This is a genomic window from Streptococcus sp. Marseille-Q6488 (genome assembly GCF_946902925.1).
Lineage (GTDB): Bacteria > Bacillota > Bacilli > Lactobacillales > Streptococcaceae > Streptococcus.
This window is the reverse complement of the sequence record NZ_CAMPPZ010000019.1, coordinates 1-20,960: the sequence shown is the minus strand read 5'-3', so window position 1 is coordinate 20,960 and position 20,960 is coordinate 1. Positions and strand designations below refer to the sequence as shown.

Annotated in this window: 24 protein-coding genes, 1 tRNA gene and 1 pseudogene; 23 read left to right on the top strand and 3 right to left on the bottom strand. The window is 40.9% G+C overall.

The annotated features are described in order from the left end of the window. From OVN23_RS09070 to OVN23_RS09010, 13 genes and pseudogenes are all read left to right on the top strand, one after another. A partial coding sequence (locus OVN23_RS09070) for a Rib/alpha-like domain-containing protein (RefSeq protein WP_267240993.1) occupies nucleotides 1-1,025 on the top strand: 1,025 nt, incomplete at its 5' end. Nucleotides 1,026-1,339: 314 nt separating this feature from the next. Further along, nucleotides 1,340-1,798 (top strand): DUF4231 domain-containing protein, encoded by a 459-nt coding sequence (locus tag OVN23_RS09065; RefSeq protein WP_057488305.1) that lies wholly within the window; start codon nucleotides 1,340-1,342, stop codon nucleotides 1,796-1,798. 12 nt (nucleotides 1,799-1,810) lie between these two features. Next, nucleotides 1,811-2,419 carry a hypothetical protein gene (locus tag OVN23_RS09060; protein WP_267240992.1) on the top strand — a complete coding sequence of 203 codons (609 nt, stop codon included), beginning with the start codon at nucleotides 1,811-1,813 and terminating at the stop codon, nucleotides 2,417-2,419. Continuing rightward, complete coding sequence (locus OVN23_RS09055) at nucleotides 2,412-2,822, top strand: hypothetical protein (protein ID WP_240149998.1); 411 nt, start codon at nucleotides 2,412-2,414, stop codon at nucleotides 2,820-2,822. Before OVN23_RS09060 ends, OVN23_RS09055 begins: the two co-directional genes overlap by 8 nt. Nucleotides 2,823-2,832: 10 nt before the next feature. Then, nucleotides 2,833-4,248, top strand: coding sequence for a cholesterol-dependent cytolysin pneumolysin (gene ply, locus OVN23_RS09050; protein ID WP_172934157.1), 1,416 nt, complete (start codon nucleotides 2,833-2,835; stop codon nucleotides 4,246-4,248). A gap of 669 nt (nucleotides 4,249-4,917) precedes the next feature. Then, complete coding sequence (locus tag OVN23_RS09045; protein ID WP_267240991.1) at nucleotides 4,918-5,634, top strand: YebC/PmpR family DNA-binding transcriptional regulator; 717 nt, start codon at nucleotides 4,918-4,920, stop codon at nucleotides 5,632-5,634. Nucleotides 5,635-5,810: 176 nt separating this feature from the next. Continuing rightward, a complete protein-coding gene (locus OVN23_RS09040; RefSeq protein WP_267240990.1) occupies nucleotides 5,811-6,281 on the top strand; it encodes a MarR family winged helix-turn-helix transcriptional regulator in 471 nt (156 codons plus the stop codon). Further along, nucleotides 6,256-8,025 (top strand): ABC transporter ATP-binding protein, encoded by a 1,770-nt coding sequence (locus OVN23_RS09035; protein WP_267240989.1) that lies wholly within the window; start codon nucleotides 6,256-6,258, stop codon nucleotides 8,023-8,025. The genes OVN23_RS09040 and OVN23_RS09035 overlap by 26 nt, the downstream gene beginning before the upstream one ends. Continuing rightward, entirely contained in the window at nucleotides 8,015-9,775 is a 1,761-nt protein-coding gene (locus tag OVN23_RS09030; protein ID WP_173214627.1) for an ABC transporter ATP-binding protein, read from the top strand. Before OVN23_RS09035 ends, OVN23_RS09030 begins: the two co-directional genes overlap by 11 nt. Before the next feature lie 95 nt (nucleotides 9,776-9,870). Next, the gene (locus OVN23_RS09025; protein WP_173214629.1) at nucleotides 9,871-10,374 is read left to right on the top strand and encodes a phosphatase PAP2 family protein; all 504 of its coding nucleotides are present in this window, start codon (nucleotides 9,871-9,873) and stop codon (nucleotides 10,372-10,374) included. Between the two features lie 113 nt (nucleotides 10,375-10,487). After that, nucleotides 10,488-10,934 (top strand): LytTR family DNA-binding domain-containing protein, encoded by a 447-nt coding sequence (locus OVN23_RS09020; RefSeq protein ID WP_000776604.1) that lies wholly within the window; start codon nucleotides 10,488-10,490, stop codon nucleotides 10,932-10,934. A gap of 4 nt (nucleotides 10,935-10,938) precedes the next feature. Next, on the top strand, nucleotides 10,939-11,613 hold the full coding sequence (locus OVN23_RS09015) for a LiaF transmembrane domain-containing protein (protein WP_173214631.1): 675 nt from the start codon (nucleotides 10,939-10,941) through the stop codon (nucleotides 11,611-11,613). A 241-nt stretch (nucleotides 11,614-11,854) separates the two neighbouring features. Beyond that, a pseudogene (locus OVN23_RS09010) lies at nucleotides 11,855-12,052 on the top strand (N-acetylmuramoyl-L-alanine amidase family protein); the annotation flags it as partial. A 24-nt stretch (nucleotides 12,053-12,076) separates the two neighbouring features. Here the strand turns inward: OVN23_RS09010 and OVN23_RS09005 are convergent. Beyond that, nucleotides 12,077-12,208, bottom strand: a complete 132-nt coding sequence (locus OVN23_RS09005; RefSeq protein WP_173214635.1) for a chlorohydrolase — start codon at nucleotides 12,206-12,208, stop codon at nucleotides 12,077-12,079. 93 nt (nucleotides 12,209-12,301) lie between these two features. On the opposite strand from OVN23_RS09005, the gene OVN23_RS09000 reads away from it, so the two are divergent. From OVN23_RS09000 to OVN23_RS08965, 8 genes are all read left to right on the top strand, one after another. Beyond that, a complete protein-coding gene (locus OVN23_RS09000) occupies nucleotides 12,302-12,601 on the top strand; it encodes a DUF4651 domain-containing protein (RefSeq protein WP_001815024.1) in 300 nt (99 codons plus the stop codon). Continuing rightward, complete coding sequence (locus tag OVN23_RS08995; protein WP_173214637.1) at nucleotides 12,598-12,915, top strand: thioredoxin family protein; 318 nt, start codon at nucleotides 12,598-12,600, stop codon at nucleotides 12,913-12,915. The genes OVN23_RS09000 and OVN23_RS08995 overlap by 4 nt, the downstream gene beginning before the upstream one ends. Nucleotides 12,916-12,930: 15 nt before the next feature. Next, a complete protein-coding gene (gene ytpR / locus OVN23_RS08990) occupies nucleotides 12,931-13,557 on the top strand; it encodes a YtpR family tRNA-binding protein (RefSeq protein WP_173214639.1) in 627 nt (208 codons plus the stop codon). Between the two features lie 41 nt (nucleotides 13,558-13,598). After that, complete coding sequence (locus tag OVN23_RS08985) at nucleotides 13,599-14,360, top strand: SDR family NAD(P)-dependent oxidoreductase (RefSeq protein ID WP_173214641.1); 762 nt, start codon at nucleotides 13,599-13,601, stop codon at nucleotides 14,358-14,360. A 76-nt stretch (nucleotides 14,361-14,436) separates the two neighbouring features. Then, nucleotides 14,437-14,832, top strand: a complete 396-nt coding sequence (locus OVN23_RS08980; protein ID WP_166731206.1) for a single-stranded DNA-binding protein — start codon at nucleotides 14,437-14,439, stop codon at nucleotides 14,830-14,832. Nucleotides 14,833-14,987: 155 nt separating this feature from the next. After that, nucleotides 14,988-15,272, top strand: a complete 285-nt coding sequence (gene groES / locus OVN23_RS08975) for a co-chaperone GroES (protein ID WP_100127934.1) — start codon at nucleotides 14,988-14,990, stop codon at nucleotides 15,270-15,272. 15 nt (nucleotides 15,273-15,287) lie between these two features. Next, on the top strand, nucleotides 15,288-16,910 hold the full coding sequence (gene groL, locus OVN23_RS08970; protein ID WP_173214643.1) for a chaperonin GroEL: 1,623 nt from the start codon (nucleotides 15,288-15,290) through the stop codon (nucleotides 16,908-16,910). A gap of 123 nt (nucleotides 16,911-17,033) precedes the next feature. Beyond that, nucleotides 17,034-17,801, top strand: coding sequence for an epoxyqueuosine reductase QueH (locus OVN23_RS08965; protein ID WP_084920455.1), 768 nt, complete (start codon nucleotides 17,034-17,036; stop codon nucleotides 17,799-17,801). Between the two features lie 70 nt (nucleotides 17,802-17,871). Here the strand turns inward: OVN23_RS08965 and OVN23_RS08960 are convergent, their stop codons facing one another. Together OVN23_RS08960 and recX are read right to left on the bottom strand one after the other, a co-directional pair. Further along, complete coding sequence (locus OVN23_RS08960; RefSeq protein ID WP_000775321.1) at nucleotides 17,872-18,405, bottom strand: DUF402 domain-containing protein; 534 nt, start codon at nucleotides 18,403-18,405, stop codon at nucleotides 17,872-17,874. 88 nt (nucleotides 18,406-18,493) lie between these two features. Next, nucleotides 18,494-19,270 (bottom strand): recombination regulator RecX, encoded by a 777-nt coding sequence (gene recX / locus OVN23_RS08955; protein WP_173214645.1) that lies wholly within the window; start codon nucleotides 19,268-19,270, stop codon nucleotides 18,494-18,496. Nucleotides 19,271-19,307: 37 nt separating this feature from the next. On the opposite strand from recX, the gene rlmD reads away from it, so the two are divergent. Together rlmD and OVN23_RS08945 are read left to right on the top strand one after the other, a co-directional pair. Continuing rightward, nucleotides 19,308-20,663 carry a 23S rRNA (uracil(1939)-C(5))-methyltransferase RlmD gene (rlmD, locus tag OVN23_RS08950; protein ID WP_267240987.1) on the top strand — a complete coding sequence of 452 codons (1,356 nt, stop codon included), beginning with the start codon at nucleotides 19,308-19,310 and terminating at the stop codon, nucleotides 20,661-20,663. Between the two features lie 61 nt (nucleotides 20,664-20,724). Further along, nucleotides 20,725-20,796: transfer RNA gene (locus tag OVN23_RS08945), tRNA-Glu, on the top strand. Nucleotides 20,797-20,960 lie beyond the last annotated feature (164 nt).

The window sequence follows — 20,960 nt, the reverse complement described above, 5'->3', positions numbered from 1 at the left end:
CGACTGAAAAAGGCGATCATAACGCAACGGTAGTCGTCCACTACCCAGATGGCACGAGTGAAGAAGTGTCCGTCGTTGTGAAAGTAAGAGAACAACAAGAGACTTACCAACCAACACCAACTCCACGTCCTGACAACGGTGCTAACACTAATAACGGCGGCACTACCATCCCTGATGACAGCAATAGAAACAGTGTGACACCAGATAAGAGTGACAACACTCTAGCGCCTAGCGTGACGACCGACGATAGTAGCAACGCTACTTCATCGTCTACTGTTGGACAGGCTCAAGCAAGCACTCCAGCTCATTCAGGAGATTCGACGGATCAAGCTACTGGTTTATCTAGTCAACAGAGGGGAACAGAAAATGCGACAGAAGCAGAGTCTCCACAAGGAAGATCTGAAAGTTCTGTGACACCACCAACCCGTAGCCGGAGAAGTGTAGCCTTTGCTGGTGGCACTCAATCGAGTCAAGAGAAACAGGTTGATAAATCCGTCTTAAGAGATTTGATTCAAGACTTGGAAACTCGTTTGAAAGACTTGGATGGTATTGATCAATCTGTCATCGACGCTGCGAAGACTATTCTCGGAGAGGGTCAAGCAGCCCTTAGAAATGCTGACTTGACAGAGGCAGGCTTGAGAGAGATTACTGCTAAGGTCAAAGAAGCACTCGAATCCTTGAAAGGCAAGCAAGCGACTAAGGATGAAGAGGAAATGCAAGAAACAAGGAAAGAGCAAGGTCATCTTCCATATGGTACTATGATTGGTAGCCTGCTCGCCCTTCTTGGTCTCCTTCTCTTCCTCATCGCGCGTCGTAAGAAAGAGTCAGAACTCAAGAAATTGACCAAGGAATTGACTAAGGTTCTGCAAGAAAGCGACCTTACAAATGTAGATGCGAAAGTTCTCGACCAAGCACGAGAAGCTCTCGCTCAAGCGGTTGCTTTCCTAGCCAATGAGAAAGAGTCTGGCCATACAGAAGATGAGTTGATTGAGAAACTCAAAGCTATTCTTGCTCAGTTAAAATAAGTCAAACTTAGCCGAGTCGGAAACCAGCTAGAATAGTGATTGAAAGAATGTTGGAAAAACTCAATTTGAGGTGAACATTCAGAAAATCTTTCTCTGATAAAACGCATAATATCAAGCTTTTTAAGGCAAGGTATTATGCGCTTTTATCATTTTGAAACTTTTTGTTCTATCCTATTTGTGATATTTTTCCCTTATTTCATAAACATTTCATATTTGGATTTTATAATAAGATATAGCTTTCCAGTTTTTACTATACTTTGATATTCAAATATGTTATACTATGGTTATCAAAGTAAATGAAAGGGGTTACGAACATGACGCCAGAAGAAATGTACCTGACAGATCGATTGGACGTACAGATAGCTCATTTTTTAAAGAAAAGTGTTCAACATCGTAGACGCTATAAGGTATTAAAAATAACAGAAATTGTGGCAGGTTTTCTCATAGCTGTTTTTTGTGCTATTCCTATGCCAGGTGATCGCTACCGTTTGATTTCGGTTGCCTTGTCCAGTTTAGGCTTGCTGTGTGAAGGGATTCTCAATTTGTATAATGCCAAGGAACACTGGATTTCTTACCAAAAGACTGCGCAACTCCTGGAGAGAGAAAAATTCCTCTATCAATGTCAAACAGAGAAATATGCAGGAAAAACCAAGGCTTTTGCCCTATTTGTCAAGACATGCGAAGGTCTTATCTCAGAGGAAATTAACCAGTGGGAAAGTATCCAGTCAAAAGAAGTGGCAGCTAGTGCAGAAGCTCCAGGGCAAAAAGAGTAGGAGGTGGAGGAAATGTATCAATCCAGCTACCTATTGCCCTTGCTCTGGTTAAAAAAAGAAGCCGACAAGGAAAAGATGAGTGCGACCCAGTGCCAGATATTTTTCTTTTATTATCAACTGTTTGAACTCTTATTTGCTAGAGAGAGCGACTTGAGAGACTTATGTCTGGGAAGGCAAGGTTTTTATTTCTCGCAGTTAGAGAAAGATTTGCTTTCTGGAGTTTCCCAATTTCTAAAAAACTTGGAGGGAAAAGGAACTCTCAAGGCTAATCAAGAAGTATCAGCTCGCAAAGCCCTTTTTCTAGCCTTGACAACTAGCCAGTCAGATTGGCAGGAGTTGGCTCCTGTTTTTGATTTTTATCAGACTGTCGGGAGGCTTGAACATCCTTCTCTCTTGAGTTCTCAGGACAGACAACATCTGATGTGGATTTACCAGTCAGCTTTGGAGAAGGATTATAGTGTCAAGGTAATTGGCGACAAGCATTTTGTATTGAAGAGACAAGATGCTACTAAATTGACAGCGCGCCAAACTCAAACGTTGGAAGTTCTGAGCCAATCAGAAGACTTGGTCAATCCTGTCTATGTGACATTAGGAGAAAAGGGGGTGCTCTTGCTTGATTAAGAGAGGAGATGTTGTAGCTCTTTATTTGCCTTTTCCGACTATTAGTAGCGATTTGGCTGTGAAGAATCATATGTATATTTGTATTGATAACAGCATGACTAAAAACAAAGAATTGGTTAAAAATCAGACCTTCAAACCAGTTCTCCTGACCAGACGTTTGGTCAAGAATTTTATGATAGAAGAGCCAGATCTAGCTCGTAATCCTTTTACAAGACCAACCTTGATTGACTTAGATAAGGTATTTATGTTGGATAATACGGTCATTCCGACTTCTTATCTAGCCAGACGGCGACGCAATGTATCAGAAGAATTGTACGAGGAAGTTTTGGATCACTTAGTCCAACCACGGCTGATTTCGCTGAACAAGTCTGAGTTTATGCAACTCAATCCAGGAACTTATTAGGAGGTAGAAGATGACAAATAAAGCAGTAAATGACTTTATACTAGCTATGGATTATGATAAAAAGAAACTCTTGACCCATCAGGGAGAGAGTATTGAAAATCGTTTCATCAAAGAGGGGAATCAGTTACCCGATGAGTTTGTTGTTATCGAAAGAAAGAAGCGGAGCTTGTCGACAAACACAAGTGATATTTCCGTGACGGCTACCAACGATAGTCGCCTCTATCCTGGAGCCCTTCTCGTAGTGGATGAGACCTTGTTAGAGAATAATCCCACTCTTCTTGCGGTCGATCGTGCTCCGATGACTTATAGTATTGATTTGCCTGGTTTGGCAAGTAGTGATAGCTTTCTCCAAGTAGAAGATCCCAGCAATTCAAGTGTTCGCGGAGCAGTAAACGATTTGTTGGCCAAGTGGCATCAAGATTATGGTCAGGTCAATAATGTCCCAGCTAGAATGCAGTATGAAAAAATCACGGCTCACAGCATGGAACAACTCAAGGTCAAGTTTGGTTCTGACTTTGAAAAGACAGGGAATTCTCTTGATATTGATTTTAATTCTGTCCATTCGGGCGAAAAGCAGATTCAGATTGTCAATTTTAAGCAGATTTATTATACAGTCAGCGTAGATGCTGTTAAAAATCCAGGAGATGTATTTCAAGATACTGTAACGGTAGAGGATTTGAGGCAGAGAGGAATTTCTGCAGAGCGTCCTTTGGTCTATATTTCGAGTGTTGCTTATGGGCGCCAAGTCTATCTCAAGTTGGAAACCACGAGTAAGAGTGATGAAGTAGAGGCTGCTTTTGAAGCTTTGATAAAAGGAGTCAAGGTGGCTCCTCAGACAGAGTGGAAGCAGATTTTGGACAATACAGAAGTGAAGGCGGTTATTTTAGGGGGCGACCCAAGTTCGGGTGCCCGAGTTGTAACAGGCAAGGTGGATATGGTAGAGGACTTGATTCAAGAAGGCAGTCGCTTTACAGCAGATCATCCAGGCTTGCCGATTTCCTATACAACTTCTTTTTTACGTGACAATGTAGTTGCGACCTTTCAAAACAGTACAGACTATGTTGAGACTAAGGTGACAGCTTACAGAAACGGAGATTTACTCTTGGATCATAGTGGTGCCTATGTTGCCCAATATTACATTACTTGGGATGAATTATCCTATGATTATCAAGGTAAGGAAGTCTTGACTCCTAAGGCTTGGAACAGAAATGGGCAGGATTTGACGGCTCATTTTACCACTAGTATTCCTTTAAAAGGGAATGTTCGCAATCTCTCTATCAAAATTAGGGAGTGTACCGGACTTGCCTGGGAATGGTGGCGTACGGTTTATGAAAAAACTGATTTGCCACTAGTGCGTAAGCGGACGATTTCTATTTGGGGAACAACTCTTTATCCTCAGGTAGAAGATAAGGTAGAAAATGATTAGGAGAGAAGAATGTTTGCGACAAAAAGAGGCGATTATCTCTCTGCGAATATCTGAAAGTTTATCTCTTGCCTAGCGATTTTCCTTTGGACTAGGCTCGTGATGTTAAAATGAGTCTATCAAATAGGATGTGTAAAAAAGTAAAAAGGGTAGTGAAACTCCTTGCTATACAGGGAATTAGCTACCTTTTGCTTGTTTTAGAAGTGCCAGTGTACTAGTCTAACTTCAGTATCATTTGAAATCAAAAAGAGCATAAATTTCTGTTTCAAGAACACATAAATTATGGTTTTGTTTAGAAACTCTTCTATTGATTTCTTAGAATACAATAGCACCTATAAGAACTGTTGAATTTCAAAGTATTTACTTGAACTATGATACGTCTGGAGTAGACTGTCAACAAAAGGTGCAGTATAATGGTTTTTATCGCTTATATCTACAACCTCAAAACAGTAGCTTGAGCTGACTTTGTCAAACTTGGCTGAAACTTTCTATTTGCAGATAATGGTCTAGTTTGTTTTTTGAATGTTGATAAAGATAGAAAGGTAAGACATCTTGGTAACCAAAGTGCAATCCTAGCTGTATTTGCTAAATAAAATCCATTTCCTCTAGTGAAAATCGAAAAAACTTGTGTTATAATAAGAAAGATTAAAATGTGAAAAAAGGAGATTCCTAATGGGACGTAAATGGGCCAATATCGTAGCCAAGAAAACGGCTAAAGATGGAGCTAACTCTAAAGTATATGCAAAATTTGGTGTAGAAATCTATGTAGCAGCTAAAAAAGGCGATCCAGATCCAGAATCAAACTCAGCCTTGAAATTCGTTATCGACCGTGCTAAACAAGCCCAAGTGCCAAAACACGTTATCGATAAAGCGATTGATAAAGCAAAAGGAAATACAGATGAAACCTTTACAGAAGGACGTTACGAAGGTTTTGGACCAAATGGTTCTATGCTGATTGTTGATACTTTGACTTCAAATGTCAACCGTACAGCGGCTAATGTCCGTGCAGCCTTTGGTAAAAACGGAGGAAACATGGGTGCTTCTGGTTCAGTTTCTTACCTCTTTGACAACAAGGGAGTTATCGTATTTGCAGGTGAAGATGCGGACGCAGTCTTTGAGCAATTGCTAGAAGCAGACGTTGATGTGGACGATGTAGAAGCAGAAGAAGGAACAATCACTGTTTACACAGCTCCAACTGACCTTCACAAGGCTATCGTTGCTTTGCGTGAGTCTGGTATTCAAGAATTCCAAGTAACAGAACTTGAGATGATTCCTCAATCAGAAGTTGAGTTGTCAGGTGATGATTTAGAAACATTTGAAAAACTCTACGGAGTCCTTGAAGACGACGAAGACGTACAAAAAATCTACACAAACGTAGACGGGTTCTAATTTAACCTAGAGAACATGATCCTAAGTGAAAAAATCACTTGGGATTTTTTAAATCAAAAAAATAGTTCTCTAGGAAACTTTTTCTTGACATCTCTTTTCAAAGTGGTAAAATAGTTCTCATGGAAACTTATTTAGTTCCTAGGAGAACTAAATGTGATAGTTAGAAAGGAGTAAATATGGATAAGCCGATGTTAGTTTTTAAGCGTTTTGGTCATCAGATTCATCTCATGGTGCAAAAGGAAGCCAAGCGTTGTGGTATTGAATTTATGGGTGGGCCTCAAGGTCAGGTTGTGCGTTTTTTGGATAATCGTGAGAAAAACCAAGACTTGGTCTTGATTAAAGATATCGAGCAGGAACTCAATATTACCAAGTCTGTTGCTAGTAATTTGGTCAAGCGTATGGTGCAAAATGGTTTGGTGGAATTGGAGGCGAGTCCTGTTGATAAGCGGGCAAAATTTGTTCGTTTGACGGACAAAGCACGTTCTCAGATGCAACAGGTTAAGGCTTTTTTTGAACGAATAGACAAGCAGTTGATGGAAGACATTGATGAAGATGAATTACTGATTTTTGAGAAAGTTCTCGGTCAACTACAGGCAAATATCGAGGGAATAGGAGGAGAGAATGAAGAAATTAGCCAAACGAATTAGTAGGAAAGAATGGGGGATGATTTTACTAGCCATTCTCTTTACCTGCCTTTCGGTCTATCTGGAGTTGGAAGTGCCGACTTATATCTCGAAAATTACGGATTTGCTAGGTAGTCAAGGAACTAATTTAGATGAGTTGTGGCAGCCGGCAAGCATGATGGTGGGAATGTCCTTTCTTGCCTTCTTGTCCGTAGTTGCAGTTGGATTTTTTGCATCCCGAGTGGCGGCTTCTTATACTAGTAGGCTGAGAAGTGATATTTTTAACCGAGTTTTGGATTACTCGCAGACAGAGATTAAGAAATTCTCTATTCCCAGTCTTTTAACTCGTACCACCAATGATATTACTCAAGTTCAAATGTTGATTACCATGGGCTTGCAAGTAGTTACGCGTGGTCCAATTATGGCTATCTGGGCTATTGGGAAGATTTTAGGTCATTCAGAATACTGGCTCTGGGCCGTACTTGTGGCAGTGATTGTCAACGTTTTGATGACGACAGTTTTGATGACGCTAGCCTTTCCAAAACAGTCCTTGATTCAGGGGCTGACAGATAAATTGAACAGTATCACTCGTGAGAGTTTAACAGGTATTCGTGTCGTTCGCGCCTACAATGCTGAAGAATACCAAAATGAAAAATTTGCAGCAGCAAATGATGAATTGACACGCTTGAATTTGTTTGTCAACCGTCTTATGGCTATTTTGAACCCTATCATGATGGGGATTTCAAGTGGTTTGAGTGTGGCGATTTACTGGATTGGGGCCTATGTGATTAACGACGCTGCTCCGATAGCGCGTCTGCCTCTCTTTAGTGACATGATTGTTTTCATGTCTTATGCCATGCAGGTTGTCATGGGCTTCCTTCTCATGGGAGCACTCTTCATCGTTCTTCCTCGCACCATGGTCTCTGCTAAGCGGATCAACCAGGTTTTAGATCTGCATTCTTCTATTCAAAACCCTGCTCAAGTGCGGATGGCTGATGAAAACCTCAAAGGTCAGGTCGAGTTTAAGGATGTGACCTTCCGCTATGCGGCAAATTCGGAGGCGGTTATTGAGAATGTTAGCTTTAGAGCAGAAGCTGGTCAAACAGTGGCCTTTATTGGGTCAACAGGTTCTGGTAAATCAACTCTGGTCAATCTGATTCCACGTTTCTACGACGTATCAGCAGGAGAGATTCTTGTAGACGGTGTCAATGTTCAAGACTATGCCTTAGAAGATTTGCGCAACAAGGTTGGTTATATTCCACAAAAAGCTGTTCTCTTTTCAGGTGATGTCAAGGCTAATCTAGACTTTGGACAGAGTCAAGAAACACCACTTAGTGAGAAAGCTATGTGGCAAGCCTTGGAATTGGCCCAGTCTAAGAACTTTATCGAAGACAAGGAAGCGGGCTTAGAGTCAGAAGTGGCCCAAGGAGGAACCAACTTCTCAGGTGGTCAAAGACAGCGTCTGGCCATTGCGCGTGCCTTAGCTCGGAAGCCAGAAATCCTCATCTTTGATGACTCCTTCTCAGCCTTGGACTACAAGACAGACAGTGTCCTACGCCAAGAGCTAGCAGAGAAAACCAAGTCTATGACCAAGCTTATCGTCGCACAGCGTATTTCAACGATTATGGATGCTGATTTGATTTTGGTCTTGGATCAAGGAAAAGTCGTGGGACAAGGCACCCACAAGGAACTTCTAGCTAATAACGAAGTTTACCAAGAAATTGCCTATTCACAACTATCGAAGGAGGAATTGGAACATGGAAAATAAGAAAATGTCTCTTTGGAAACAGAGTAAACCCTATCTTGCAGGCCTCCAGTTTGCCCTTTTGATTGCCTTTCTAGCAACAATCGTATCCAATATCATTACTGTATATGGGCCAACCCGCATTAAGGAAATGACCAATATCATTGCAAATGGTCTGGGAACTAGTGTGGATGTCGCGGCGGTTGCAGCTATTGGTGGTTTTTTGGCCGTGATTTATGTGATCGGACTTCTATCAAATTATTTGCAGGCCTTTCTGTTTACAACAGCTATTCAACGTTTTTCAGAGCGTTTGAGAAGAGCGATTGCAGAGAAAATCAATCGCCTACCATTGGGGTATTTTGATGGACATTCTCAAGGAGATACCTTGTCTCGTGTAACCAATGACGTTGACACTGCAGCCCAGTCCCTTAATCAAAGTCTGGGAACAGTTCTTTCATCCACTTTACTGGTCGTGGCAGTCTTGGTAACCATGTTTGGGATGAACTGGATTTTAGCCTTGGTAACGGTTGTTTCAACCCTTATTGGATTTGCATTTGTATCCGTCTTTATGGGCAAATCCCAGGGATTTTTTAAGAGTCAGCAACAAGATTTGGCAGCTGTCAATGGCTATGTGGAGGAAATGTACTCTGGCCATAATGTGGTGACCAGTTACAATGCTATCGAGAATACGAAAGAAGAGTTTGCGAAATTAAACCATCGTCTGTATGACAGTATCTGGAAATCTCAATTTATTTCAGGGATTATGATGCCGATTATGATGTTTATTGGGAACTTTAGCTATGCCTTGGTGATTATCGTTGGTGCAGCCTTGGCTCTGAATGGGCACATCAGTATCGGGATTATCGTTGCCTTTATGGCCTACGTTCGTATCTTTTCTCAGCCTCTTTCACAAATTGCCCAAGGGATTACTAGTCTTCAGCAGGCTAGTGCAGCCATGGGACGTGTCTTCGAATTCCTAGCTGAAGAGGAGATGGAAGATGAATCCCATAAAGCAAGACAATTGAGCGATATGAAAGGTCAAGTAGTCTTTGATCGAGTCTCCTTTGGTTATACACCAGAGCGAACCATTATCCATGACTTTTCTGCGACTGCTCATGCAGGTCAAAAGGTTGCCATTGTCGGACCGACCGGAGCTGGGAAGACAACCATTGTCAATCTTTTGATGAAGTTTTATGAGATTGATAAGGGAAGTATCCGCATTGATGGTGTGGATACCAAGGAGATGAAGCGTTCGGAAGTACATGATGCCTTTTCAATGGTCTTGCAGGACACTTGGCTCTTTGAAGGGACTATCCGAGACAATCTTATCTATAACCAAAAGGGTATTAGTGATGAGCGCGTGATCGAAGCCAGCAAGGCTGTAGGGATTCACCACTTTATCATGACTCTACCAGATGGTTACGATACAGTCTTGGACGACACGGTAACCTTGTCTGTCGGGCAAAAACAACTCTTGACCATTGCTCGTGCTTTGCTGAAAGATGCGCCACTCCTAATCCTAGATGAAGCAACTTCTTCTGTTGATACCCGTACAGAGGAATTGATTCAGAAAGCCATGGACCGTTTGATGGAAGGCAGAACTTCCTTTGTCATCGCCCACCGCTTGTCTACTATCCGAAATGCTGATCTTATTCTAGTCATGAAAGATGGCAATATCATCGAGCAAGGAAATCATGATGAGCTAATGGCACAAGCTGGTTTCTACGCTGACCTCTACAACAGTCAATTTACAGAAGACGAAGTAGAAGAATAAACCCAAAGAAGGCTTGACGGCCTTCTTTTTCTGCACTATACTAGAAGACAAGTGCTTCCCTATAAGCAAAATTTGAGTAAGTGATGAGAAAATATATGAAGAATTATCAAGAATGGTATGACCACATTGCTGGTAAGATTGAAAATAAGCCCTTTCTTCTGAGATTGTTAAGAGCTTTCAATCGGTTCATGACGGTAGTTATGCCTATGATTTATCTAACCTTGTTAGCAACTACCTATCTCCAAGAAGGACTTGGGAAAAAGATATGGATCTACTTGTTTGTTCCTGCGTCAGGTTTTGTGGTTTTGTCCTTTCTTCGCAAGAAAATCAATGCCCCTAGACCTTATGAGGAATGGGATATTAAACCCTTGCTTGACAGAGATAGTCCTGGTCAGTCTATGCCCAGTCGTCATGTCTTTTCAGCAACCATTATCTCCATGGCTTGCTTGCATGCTAGTCTAACTATGGGGATGATTTGTTTGACATTATCAGCCTTCCTAGGTCTAGTGAGAGTCTTAGGTGGCGTGCATTATCCCAAGGATGTAGTGGTTGGCTATATTTGTGCTCTTGTGTGGGGTGTGCTTTTCTTTCTATTTTGACTTGTATGTTAAGGCGGTCCTAGAACCACTTACGTGCCTAAAGTAACCACTTGCTTTTTTGCTCTTGTTTTCTTATTTTGGCTTTGATATAGTAGAGTCAGAAAGGAGATGGAATGAAGTTACGAATCGAAATTGACAGCAATTTAGAGGAAACTGAAATTGTCATCAAGGCAGCGGCTTTGACAGATGAGATTGCGGATTTACAGCGGCTCTTGCAAGAGTCCAAGTCTCCTCGGTTGATTTTTTACAAGGGGACGGGTGAATATTATCTGGACTTGTCGGAAATTCTTTTCTTTGAAACAGAGGGGAACAAGATTTACGCCCATACCCAGAAAGATGCCTACGAGGTTCGACTTAAACTCTATGAGTTAGAGGCTATCCTTCCTCGCTATTTTAGTCGGGTATCCAAGTCAACGATCGCTAATATTCGGCAAGTCTATTCGGTGGACAAGTCCTTTTCAGGAACGGGCACCATTTCCTTTTATCAAACCCACAAGGAGGTTCATGTCTCACGGCATTACCAATCCCTCCTAAAAGAAAATCTAAGAAACATGAGGTAAGAACATGAAAAAGAAAGCATTTGGTATTGTGTTGCTTATTTTTGCAGCTATAATATTGTTACAAGGAAATTTTGGAATCCCTTCTCTGGGAGGGCAAATTTGGCCCTTGATTGGTATTGTTTTTTTTGCCTACCAATCAGTTGAGGCTTTGCTTCGTCGTCATCTGACATCAGCCTCTTTTACAGCCCTAGTGGCCCTCATGATTGCTAATCATTTTTATGATATTTTACCGATTCCAAATCAGACACTAATCTGGGCAGGAGTTCTAATTGTTCTCGGAGTAAACATGCTGACTCATTCTAACAGAACTTGGAATGGAAAAAAATGGTGGTATGACGGTGAAAAGACCATTCTTACAGATAAGGAAGTCGCTTTTGGGACAGGGACTTTCTACAAGCAAGACCAAGAATTGGTAGAAGACCAAGTTGAAGTTGGTTTTGGGAATGCCAAGATATATTATGATAATGCAGAGATGTTAGGTGATTTTGCTACTCTGGATATCGAAGTTGGTTTTGGCAATGCAGTTATCTATGTTCCCCAACATTGGAGAGTTGATTTGAAGGTGGAAACTTTCTGTGGTGTAGCCAAGGCAGATGCCCCTCTAGCCCCAACCAGCAAAACCTTGATTATCCGTGGGGATGTGGCTTTTGGGAAGTTGGGTATTGTCTACGTTAAATAAAAAATCTTCACTTCAACCATCAAAATAGACGTACTAAGAGTAGGAAATTGATGCCTTGCTCTGATTTCAGTTCTATGGTTGTTAGACTTTAAAAAATGAAATGTTGCCTTTCAAAGTTGTATATTTTTCGATATTTTGGCTCTTACGTTTGATGTATCTATGTCCTACAGCGTGGATGATGTAGTGTCAAATGTTTTAAAAAAATGAATGATATTGGACAGTTTTTTGAACCTTTAATTGCTCAGGAGCTATGAAAGCAAGCACTTGGGTTTATGACAAGGGAGAATGGTATTATGTAAGTTCTTCTGGTTCCGTGCTAGCGAATGATTGGGTCAAAGATAATGGCAAGTGGTATTATCTAGCTTCATCAGGTAAGATGCTTCGCAATACCTACACGCTTGATGGCTACTACGTTGGCAACTCAGGTGCTTGGCAATAAGAATAATACTCTTCGAAAATCTCTTCAAACCATGTCAGCTTCATCCACAACCTCAAAACAGTGTTTTGAGCTGACTTCGTCAGTTCTATCTACAACCTCAAAGCAGTGCTTTGAGCAACCTGCGGCTAGCTTCCTAGTTTGCTCTTTGATTTTCATTGAGTATAAGAAGTCCTTTTCCTTAAAGGAAGAGGCTTTTTACTTGTTTTTCTGCTGCTTCCTCATTTGTCCTAAAGCCTTTTTTGTGTTAAAATGAATGGTATGAAAGCTAAAAAAATGTGGATGGCAGGTCTGGCTCTGCTTGGTATTGGGAGCCTTGCCCTTGCTACGAAAAAAGTTGCAGATGACCATAAGCTCATGAAGACTCAGGAAGAGTTGACAGCGATTGTGCGAGACCATTTTTCAGACATGGGGGAAATTGCGACCCTCTATGTTCAAGTCTATGAAAGTAGTCTGGAGAGCTTGGTTGGCGGTGTCATTTTTGAGGATGGCCGTCATTATACCTTTGTCTATGAAAATGAAGACTTAGTCTATGAGGAGGAAGTTTTATGATACAACCAGAAAGTTTAAAAGAATTAGCATCTTTAGTGGAAAAAGATGGCAAGAAGGTCTTTCTTTTTGTAGCAGACTGGTGTGGCGATTGTCGTTATATCTATCCTGCCTTGCCAGAAATTGAGGAGACCAATCCAGAGTTCACCTTTATTCGTGTGGACCGAGACCAGTATATGGATTTGGCCAAACTCTGGGATGTTTACGGAATTCCTAGCCTTGTTGTTCTAGAAAAGGACAAGGAAATCGGTCGTTTTGTTAATCGCGACCGTAAAAGCAAGCAACAAATTAACGACTTTTTAGCAGGACTGAAGTAGGAGAAAAAGGAAACAATGATTTTTACATATAACAAAGAACATGTCGGTGATGTCCTTATGGTCATCATGAAAAACAGCGGAGATGCCAAACTAGATGTGGAACGCAAAGGTAAGGTAGCTCGTGTTTTCCTCAAAGATAATGGGGAAACAGTGGCTTGGAATATTTTTGAAGTTTCAAGTTTATTTGAAATTGCAGAGCGTGGTCAAGTCTTTTTATCAGATGAGCAAGTCGCTCGTTTGAACCAAGAATTACAAACGGAAGGTTTCGCAGAGGAAATTGTTAATGACAAGGAACCTAAGTTTGTTGTCGGTGAAATTGTTGAGATGGTAGCCCATCCAGATAGTGACCACCTCAATATCTGCCAAGTTGCAGTCGCAAGTGATAAGACTGTGCAAATTGTTGCCGGAGCTCCAAATGCGCGTCTTGGATTGAAAACTATTGTAGCTCTTCCTGGAGCTATGATGCCAAAAGGCAACCTCATTTTCCCAGGTGAACTTCGTGGCGAAAAGAGTTTTGGAATGATGTGCAGCCCTCGTGAACTTGCTTTGCCAAATGCTCCGCAAAAACGTGGTATTATTGAATTATCAGAAGACCAAGTTGTCGGAACACCATTCGACCCGGCTAAGCATTGGACTGCTTAGGAAGTTATCAGTATCTGGACCACTAGATAGAAGGAAATAAGATGGCAAAAAATGTAGTGATTACAGGAGCGACATCAGGAATCGGTGAAGCGATTGCGCGTGCTTATCTGGAGCAGGGTGAGAATGTCGTTCTAACTGGACGACGGATAGACAGACTAGAAGCCCTCAAGTCAGAGTTTGCAAAAACTTTTCCTAGTCAAACAGTTTGGACCTTTTCATTAGATGTGACGGATATGACCATGGTCAAGACTGTCTGCTCCGATATTTTGGAAACGATAGGTCAGATTGATATTCTGGTCAACAATGCCGGACTTGCTCTAGGTTTAGCACCCTATCAGGACTATGAAGAGTTGGATATGTTGACCATGCTGGATACCAATGTCAAAGGTTTGATGGCAGTCACTCGCTCTTTCTTGCCAGCAATGGTAAAAGCCAATCAAGGACATATCATCAACATGGGGTCAACCGCAGGAATTTATGCCTATGCAGGTGCAGCAGTTTATTCAGCTACCAAGGCAGCGGTTAAGACCTTTTCAGATGGATTGCGAATTGATACCATCGCAACGGATATCAAGGTGACGACCATTCAGCCTGGAATTGTCGAAACAGATTTTTCGACGGTACGTTTTCACGGTGATAAAGAACGAGCTGCGTCCGTTTACCAAGGAATCGAAGCCTTGCAGGCACAAGATATCGCTGATACAGTTATCTATGTGACCAGTCAACCTCGTCGTGTGCAGATTACAGATATGACCATTATGGCAAATCAACAAGCGACAGGTTTCATGGTTCATAAAAACTAAAAAATTTCCTCGAAAAGTTACAAATTTCTGTAACTTTTTTTGATTTCCTACGAATAGATAAGTAGGAGGAAAAAATATGTATAATAAAGTTATCTTGATCGGACGCTTGACGTCTACACCAGAATTGCACAAAACCAGCAATGACAAGTCAGTAGCGCGAGCAACTATCGCTGTAAATCGTCGTTACAAAGACCAAAATGGTGAACGTGAAGCTGATTTTGTCAATATGGTCCTATGGGGCAGACTAGCAGAAACTTTGGCAAGCTACGCAACCAAAGGTAGTCTCATTTCCGTTGATGGGGAATTGCGTACCCGTCGTTTTGAGAAAAATGGTCAAATGAATTATGTGACCGAAGTACTTGTTACTGGATTCCAACTCTTGGAAAGTCGTGCCCAACGTGCTATGCGTGAAAATAATGCAGGACAGGATTTGGCAGATTTGGTTTTGGAAGAGGAAGAATTGCCATTTTAAACATTGAAAAGTCTGAGTTGCTTTCAGGCTTTTTATCTTGAGAAAGTCAGACTTTTTTCTTGACTATTTCTGACCAAGTGATACAATAGAACTATAAATTAGCACTCAGATATAAAGAGTGCTAATAATATGTAGTTCATCATGGAGGAAAACAGATGTTGAAACCATTAGGAGACCGTGTGGTCTTAAAAGTAGAAGAAAAAGAACAAACTGTTGGAGGTTTTGTCCTTGCGGGTTCAGCTCAAGAAAAAACAAAAACAGCCCAAGTTGTGGCTATTGGACAAGGTGTTCGTACCTTGAACGGTGACTTGGTAGCTCCAAGTGTTAAGCCTGGAGATCGTGTCTTAGTTGAAGCCCACGCAGGTCTTGATGTCAAAGATGGCGATGAAAAGTACATCATCGTAGGCGAAGCTAACATCTTGGCTATCATTGAAGAATAGAAGGAGAAAGTAAGTATGTCAAAAGAAATTAAATTTTCATCTGATGCTCGTTCAGCTATGGTTCGTGGTGTCGATATCCTTGCAGACACTGTTAAAGTAACCTTGGGACCAAAAGGTCGTAATGTCGTTCTTGAAAAATCATTCGGTTCACCATTGATTACCAATGACGGTGTGACTATTGCCAAAGAAATTGAATTAGAAGACCATTTTGAAAATATGGGTGCCAAATTGGTATCAGAAGTAGCTTCAAAAACCAATGATATTGCGGGTGATGGGACTACAACTGCAACTGTTTTGACCCAAGCTATCGTCCGTGAAGGAATCAAAAACGTCACTGCAGGTGCCAATCCAATCGGCATTCGTCGCGGGATTGAAACAGCAGTTGCTGCAGCAGTAGAAGCCTTGAAAAATAATGCCATCCCTGTCGCTAATAAAGAAGCCATCGCTCAGGTTGCTGCTGTATCTTCTCGTTCTGAAAAAGTCGGTGAGTACATTTCTGAAGCCATGGAAAAAGTTGGCAAAGACGGAGTCATCACCATTGAAGAGTCACGTGGTATGGAAACAGAGCTTGAAGTTGTAGAAGGTATGCAGTTTGACCGTGGTTATCTTTCACAGTACATGGTGACAGATAGCGAGAAAATGGTGGCTGACCTTGAAAATCCATATATTTTGATTACTGATAAGAAGATTTCCAATATCCAAGAAATCTTGCCACTCCTAGAAAGTATTCTCCAAAGCAATCGTCCGCTCTTGATTATTGCGGATGATGTAGATGGTGAAGCTCTTCCAACTCTTGTTTTGAACAAGATTCGTGGAACCTTCAACGTAGTAGCAGTTAAGGCTCCTGGTTTTGGTGACCGTCGCAAAGCCATGCTTGAAGATATTGCCATCTTAACAGGCGGAACAGTTATCACTGAAGACCTTGGTCTTGAGTTGAAAGATGCTACAATTGAAGCACTTGGTCAAGCAGCGAGAGTAACTGTGGACAAAGATAGCACTGTTATCGTAGAAGGTGCTGGAAATCCTGAAGCTATTTCCCACCGTGTTGCAGTTATCAAGTCTCAAATTGAAACCACAACTTCTGAATTTGACCGTGAAAAATTGCAAGAACGCTTGGCCAAATTGTCAGGTGGTGTAGCAGTTATAAAGGTCGGAGCCGCAACTGAAACTGAGTTGAAAGAAATGAAACTCCGCATTGAAGATGCCCTCAACGCTACTCGTGCAGCTGTTGAAGAAGGTATCGTTGCAGGTGGTGGAACAGCCCTTGTAAATGTGATTCCAGCCGTGACGAATTTGGAATTAACAGGAGACGAAGCAACAGGCCGCAATATTGTTCTCCGTGCTTTGGAAGAACCTGTTCGTCAAATCGCCCACAATGCAGGATTTGAAGGCTCAATCGTTATCGATCGCTTGAAGAATGCTGAAGTTGGTACAGGCTTCAACGCAGCAACTGGCGAATGGGTCAACATGATTGAAGAGGGAATCATCGACCCAGTTAAAGTGAGCCGTTCAGCCCTACAAAATGCAGCATCTGTAGCCAGCTTGATTTTAACAACAGAAGCAGTCGTAGCTAATAAACCAGAACCAGCAGCTCCGGCTCCAGCAATGGATCCAAGCATGATGGGCGGCATGATGTAAGCTTTCTATAGAAAACACAAAAGGAGGGAATGCCTATTCCTCCTTTTTATGATGTTCATTTCTAAATTGATTTGAGCTCTCCTAACTTATATGATAAAATAAGACTAGAAAAAGGAGAAGAACATGATCGATGTAGAAGAAATTCTGAGCAAGATGAACCCCAATCAGAAGATTAATTATGACCGTGTCATGCAGAAGATGGTACAAGTATGGGAGAAAAATGAGCAGCGGCCAACTATTCTCATGCATGTTTGCTGTGCCCCTTGTAGTACCTATACACTAGAATATTTGACCAAGTATGCAGATGTGACCATCTATTTTGCTAATTCCAATATCCATCCCAAGGCAGAATACCATAAGCGTGCCTATGTCACCAAGAAATTCGTCAGTGATTTCAATGAGCGAACAGGAAATACGGTTCAGTACCTAGAAGCTCCCTACGAACCAAATGAATACCGTAAGTTAGTCAGAGGACTGGAAGAAGAGCCTGAAGGTGGCGACCGTTGCAAGGTTTGCTTTGACTACCGACTGGATAAGACAGCGCAAGTGGCTATGGGTTTGGGCTTTGACTACTTTGGCTCAGCCTTGACCATCAGTCCTCATAAGAATTCTCAAACCATCAACAGCATCGGAATTGATGTGCAAAAAATTTACACAACACACTATCTTCCAAGTGATTTCAAGAAAAATCAAGGCTACAAACGTTCAGTAGAGATGTGTGAAGAGTATGACATCTACCGTCAATGTTATTGTGGATGTGTCTATGCGGCTCAAGCTCAGAATATTGACTTGGTTCAGGTTAAGAAGGACGCTACAGCTTTCTTGCTGGATAAGGATGTTGAAAAAGATTATTCCCATATCAAATTTACAGTTACTAAATTAGATATATAGAGACCAACCCAGTTGAAAAGCTGGGTTTTTCAAATAAAAAAACCAGGGCTTTCACCCTAGTTTGACAACTTTACCGATTCTTTAGTTCTACATAGCGCTTGTACCAAATGTTTACATAGGCTTCTGAGAAAGGACCACGTCCATTGTTAATCCAATCAACAAGAATTTTGACATGTTCTTTTAAAATATAGTCCAAGTCATCAGAATAATTCATTTTGCGTTTGTGACGCTCATACTCCTCAACATCCAAGAGACGTTTTTCTCCATCTGTAAAAATTTTAACATCCAAATCGTAATCAATATATTTCAGTGCTTCTTCATCCAGATAGTAGGGGCTAGCCATATTGCAATAGTAGGAAGTTCCATTATCACGAATCATGGCAATGATATTAAACCAATATTTCTTGTGAAAGTAAACAATAGCCGGTTCTCGAGTGACCCAACGACGACCATCACTTTCGGTAACCAGTGTATGATCGTTGACACCAATAATGGCGTTTTCTGTTGTTTTTAGTACCATGGTGTCCCGCCAAGTTCGGTGGAGACTCCCATCATGCTTATAACTTTGAATTGTAATAAAGTCGCCTTCTTTTGGAAGCTTCATAACTAACCAACTTTCTACAATTTATAAGTTTATCATTTACTATTGTACCATAAAATTATCTAAAATCTGTGAATTTCACTTGGAAATATTAAAGATATTCTCTAAGAGCGCTTGCTATATCCGAAAAATCGTAGCCCTTTCGTGCTAAAACTTGAGTTAAACGCTGCTTCAGTTTGTATCCTTCATACTTTCGAGCATACTTAGCATATTGCTTATCAAGTTCCTTGAAGATGAGTTCCTGAGTCGTTTCTTGGTCAACTTGACTATCCAACTCGTCAAAAGCAACTTTAGCATCAGAGTAAGAGAAGCCCTTGTTGGTCAAGTTCTGTATAATCTTATCTTGCAGGGCACGAGCTGGAAGTTTTCCCTCATATTTTTTCAATAGTTTATTAGCTACACGTTGAGCAACTTCCGAAAAATCAAATTCTTTCAAGTTCTCTTCTATAGTAGATTTTGAAATTCCTTTTTGTGCTAATTTCTGAGTCAATACATAAGGCCCCTTGTCTCCTGAAAGTTGATTGGCATTGATGCTAGCATAAGCGTATTGGCTATCATTGATCCACTTATCTTCTTTAAGATTAGCAATGGCTTGAGAAACTATGTTTTCATCAATATCGTATTTTTTTAGATATTCTCTGACCTCTTTTTCAGTGCGTGCTTTAAAGGATAGGTGGTAGAGGGCTAGATTTTTACCGTAAGAAAATTTGGCAAAGTCTTGAATCTCTTTCAATTCTTCTTCGCTTACCACCTTATCTCTTGATAACATAAAACGAACAATAGTATCTTCAGTAATGTAGCATTTGTCTCCATTATCAAGCTCCATCAGATAGAGTCTTTTTTTCTTTTCAAGTTTTGTGATTTTCATAGTTCTATTATAACTCAAAATGTGATAAGATAGGGGTATGAATCTGAAAGTGAAACAAAAAATACCATTAAAAATCAAGCGCATGGGAATTAATGGTGAGGGAATTGGCTTTTATCAAAAAACTTTAGTCTTTGTACCCGGTGCTCTCAAAGGAGAAGATATCTATTGTCAGATTACTTCTATTAAACGCAACTTTGTTGAAGCAAAATTACTAAAGGTTAACAAGAAGTCTAAATTTCGAGTTGTGCCAGCTTGTACTATTTATAATGAATGCGGAGGCTGCCAGATCATGCACCTGCATTATGATAAGCAGCTGGAGTTCAAGACGGACTTGCTTCATCAAGCGCTGAAAAAATTTGCTCCTGCAGGATATGAAAACTATGAAATCCGTCCAACTATTGGAATGCAGGAACCCAAGTACTATCGTGCTAAGTTACAATTTCAGACTCGAAAATTTAAAAATCAGGTCAAGGCTGGCTTATATGCACAAAACTCTCATTACTTAGTAGAGTTGAAAGACTGCCTGGTACAAGACAAGGAAACTCAAGTGATTGCTAATCGTCTAGCAGAATTACTTACTTATCACCAGATTCCAATCACGGATGAGAGAAAAGTTCTAGGTGTTAGAACTATAATGGTTCGACGAGCAAGAAAGACTGGACAGGTTCAGATTATTATTGTTACAAACCGCCAGCTTAATTTAACCCTGCTGGTAAAAGATTTAATTAAAGATTTTCCAGAGGTTGTGACAGTAGCTGTGAATACAAATACAGCTAAAACCAGTGAGATTTATGGTGAAAAGACAGAGATTATCTGGGGAGAAGAGAGTATTCAAGAAGGTGTACTCGATTATGAATTTTCACTATCTCCTCGCGCCTTCTATCAACTAAATCCTGAACAAACAGAAGCCCTCTATAGCGAAGCAGTAAAAGCGCTGGATGTTGATAAAGAAGATCATTTGATTGACGCTTATTGTGGAGTTGGAACGATTGGATTTGCCTTTGCAAAGAAAGTTAAAACACTCAGAGGTATGGATATTATTCCAGAAGCCATTGAAGATGCCAAGCGAAATGCTAAAAGAATGGGATTTGACAATACTCATTATGAAGCTGGAACAGCAGAAGAGATTATTCCTCGTTGGTACAAGGAAGGATACCGAGCAGATGCACTGATTGTGGATCCACCGCGTACAGGTCTGGATGATAAGTTGTTAGACACTATTCTTACCTATGTGCCAGAAAAAATGGTTTATATTTCATGTAATGTTTCAACTTTGGCAAGGGATTTGGTAAGATTAGTAGAAGTCTACGATATCCATTATATCCAGTCGGTCGATATGTTCCCACACACCGCTCGAACTGAAGCAGTTGTAAAATTAATAAAAAAAGTTTAAAAAAGGTGTTGACAAAGTTAGAAAAGCCTGTATAATAGTAAGAGTTGAAAATAACAACTCTGGTCCGTTGGTCAAGGGGTTAAGACACCGCCTTTTCACGGCGGTAACACGGGTTCGAATCCCGTACGGACTATGGTATGTTGCGGTAGGAACACTTGATGAAAAAAAGATTAAAAAAGTTTCAAAAAAGTGTTGACAAGCGAAAGCGACTGTGATATACTAATATAGTTGTCGCTTGAGGGAAGCGAGTGACAAAGACCTTTGAAAACTGAACAAGACGAACCAATGTGCAGGGCA

What these genes read in the sequence shown, in the direction of transcription:
- OVN23_RS09065 (WP_057488305.1), top strand. Translation starts at nt 1,340, where the DNA reads ATGACGCCAGAAGAAATGTACCTGACAGATCGATTGGACGTACAGATA.
- OVN23_RS09060 (WP_267240992.1), top strand. Translation starts at nt 1,811, where the DNA reads ATGTATCAATCCAGCTACCTATTGCCCTTGCTCTGGTTAAAAAAAGAA.
- ply (WP_172934157.1), top strand. Translation starts at nt 2,833, where the DNA reads ATGACAAATAAAGCAGTAAATGACTTTATACTAGCTATGGATTATGAT.
- OVN23_RS09045 (WP_267240991.1), top strand. Translation starts at nt 4,918, where the DNA reads ATGGGACGTAAATGGGCCAATATCGTAGCCAAGAAAACGGCTAAAGAT.
- OVN23_RS09040 (WP_267240990.1), top strand. Translation starts at nt 5,811, where the DNA reads ATGGATAAGCCGATGTTAGTTTTTAAGCGTTTTGGTCATCAGATTCAT.
- OVN23_RS09035 (WP_267240989.1), top strand. Translation starts at nt 6,256, where the DNA reads ATGAAGAAATTAGCCAAACGAATTAGTAGGAAAGAATGGGGGATGATT.
- OVN23_RS09030 (WP_173214627.1), top strand. Translation starts at nt 8,015, where the DNA reads ATGGAAAATAAGAAAATGTCTCTTTGGAAACAGAGTAAACCCTATCTT.
- OVN23_RS09025 (WP_173214629.1), top strand. Translation starts at nt 9,871, where the DNA reads ATGAAGAATTATCAAGAATGGTATGACCACATTGCTGGTAAGATTGAA.
- OVN23_RS09020 (WP_000776604.1), top strand. Translation starts at nt 10,488, where the DNA reads ATGAAGTTACGAATCGAAATTGACAGCAATTTAGAGGAAACTGAAATT.
- OVN23_RS09015 (WP_173214631.1), top strand. Translation starts at nt 10,939, where the DNA reads ATGAAAAAGAAAGCATTTGGTATTGTGTTGCTTATTTTTGCAGCTATA.
- OVN23_RS09005 (WP_173214635.1), bottom strand. Translation starts at nt 12,208, where the DNA reads ATGAAAATCAAAGAGCAAACTAGGAAGCTAGCCGCAGGTTGCTCAAAG.
- OVN23_RS09000 (WP_001815024.1), top strand. Translation starts at nt 12,302, where the DNA reads ATGAATGGTATGAAAGCTAAAAAAATGTGGATGGCAGGTCTGGCTCTG.
- OVN23_RS08995 (WP_173214637.1), top strand. Translation starts at nt 12,598, where the DNA reads ATGATACAACCAGAAAGTTTAAAAGAATTAGCATCTTTAGTGGAAAAA.
- ytpR (WP_173214639.1), top strand. Translation starts at nt 12,931, where the DNA reads ATGATTTTTACATATAACAAAGAACATGTCGGTGATGTCCTTATGGTC.
- OVN23_RS08985 (WP_173214641.1), top strand. Translation starts at nt 13,599, where the DNA reads ATGGCAAAAAATGTAGTGATTACAGGAGCGACATCAGGAATCGGTGAA.
- OVN23_RS08980 (WP_166731206.1), top strand. Translation starts at nt 14,437, where the DNA reads ATGTATAATAAAGTTATCTTGATCGGACGCTTGACGTCTACACCAGAA.
- groES (WP_100127934.1), top strand. Translation starts at nt 14,988, where the DNA reads ATGTTGAAACCATTAGGAGACCGTGTGGTCTTAAAAGTAGAAGAAAAA.
- groL (WP_173214643.1), top strand. Translation starts at nt 15,288, where the DNA reads ATGTCAAAAGAAATTAAATTTTCATCTGATGCTCGTTCAGCTATGGTT.
- OVN23_RS08965 (WP_084920455.1), top strand. Translation starts at nt 17,034, where the DNA reads ATGATCGATGTAGAAGAAATTCTGAGCAAGATGAACCCCAATCAGAAG.
- OVN23_RS08960 (WP_000775321.1), bottom strand. Translation starts at nt 18,405, where the DNA reads ATGAAGCTTCCAAAAGAAGGCGACTTTATTACAATTCAAAGTTATAAG.
- recX (WP_173214645.1), bottom strand. Translation starts at nt 19,270, where the DNA reads ATGAAAATCACAAAACTTGAAAAGAAAAAAAGACTCTATCTGATGGAG.
- rlmD (WP_267240987.1), top strand. Translation starts at nt 19,308, where the DNA reads ATGAATCTGAAAGTGAAACAAAAAATACCATTAAAAATCAAGCGCATG.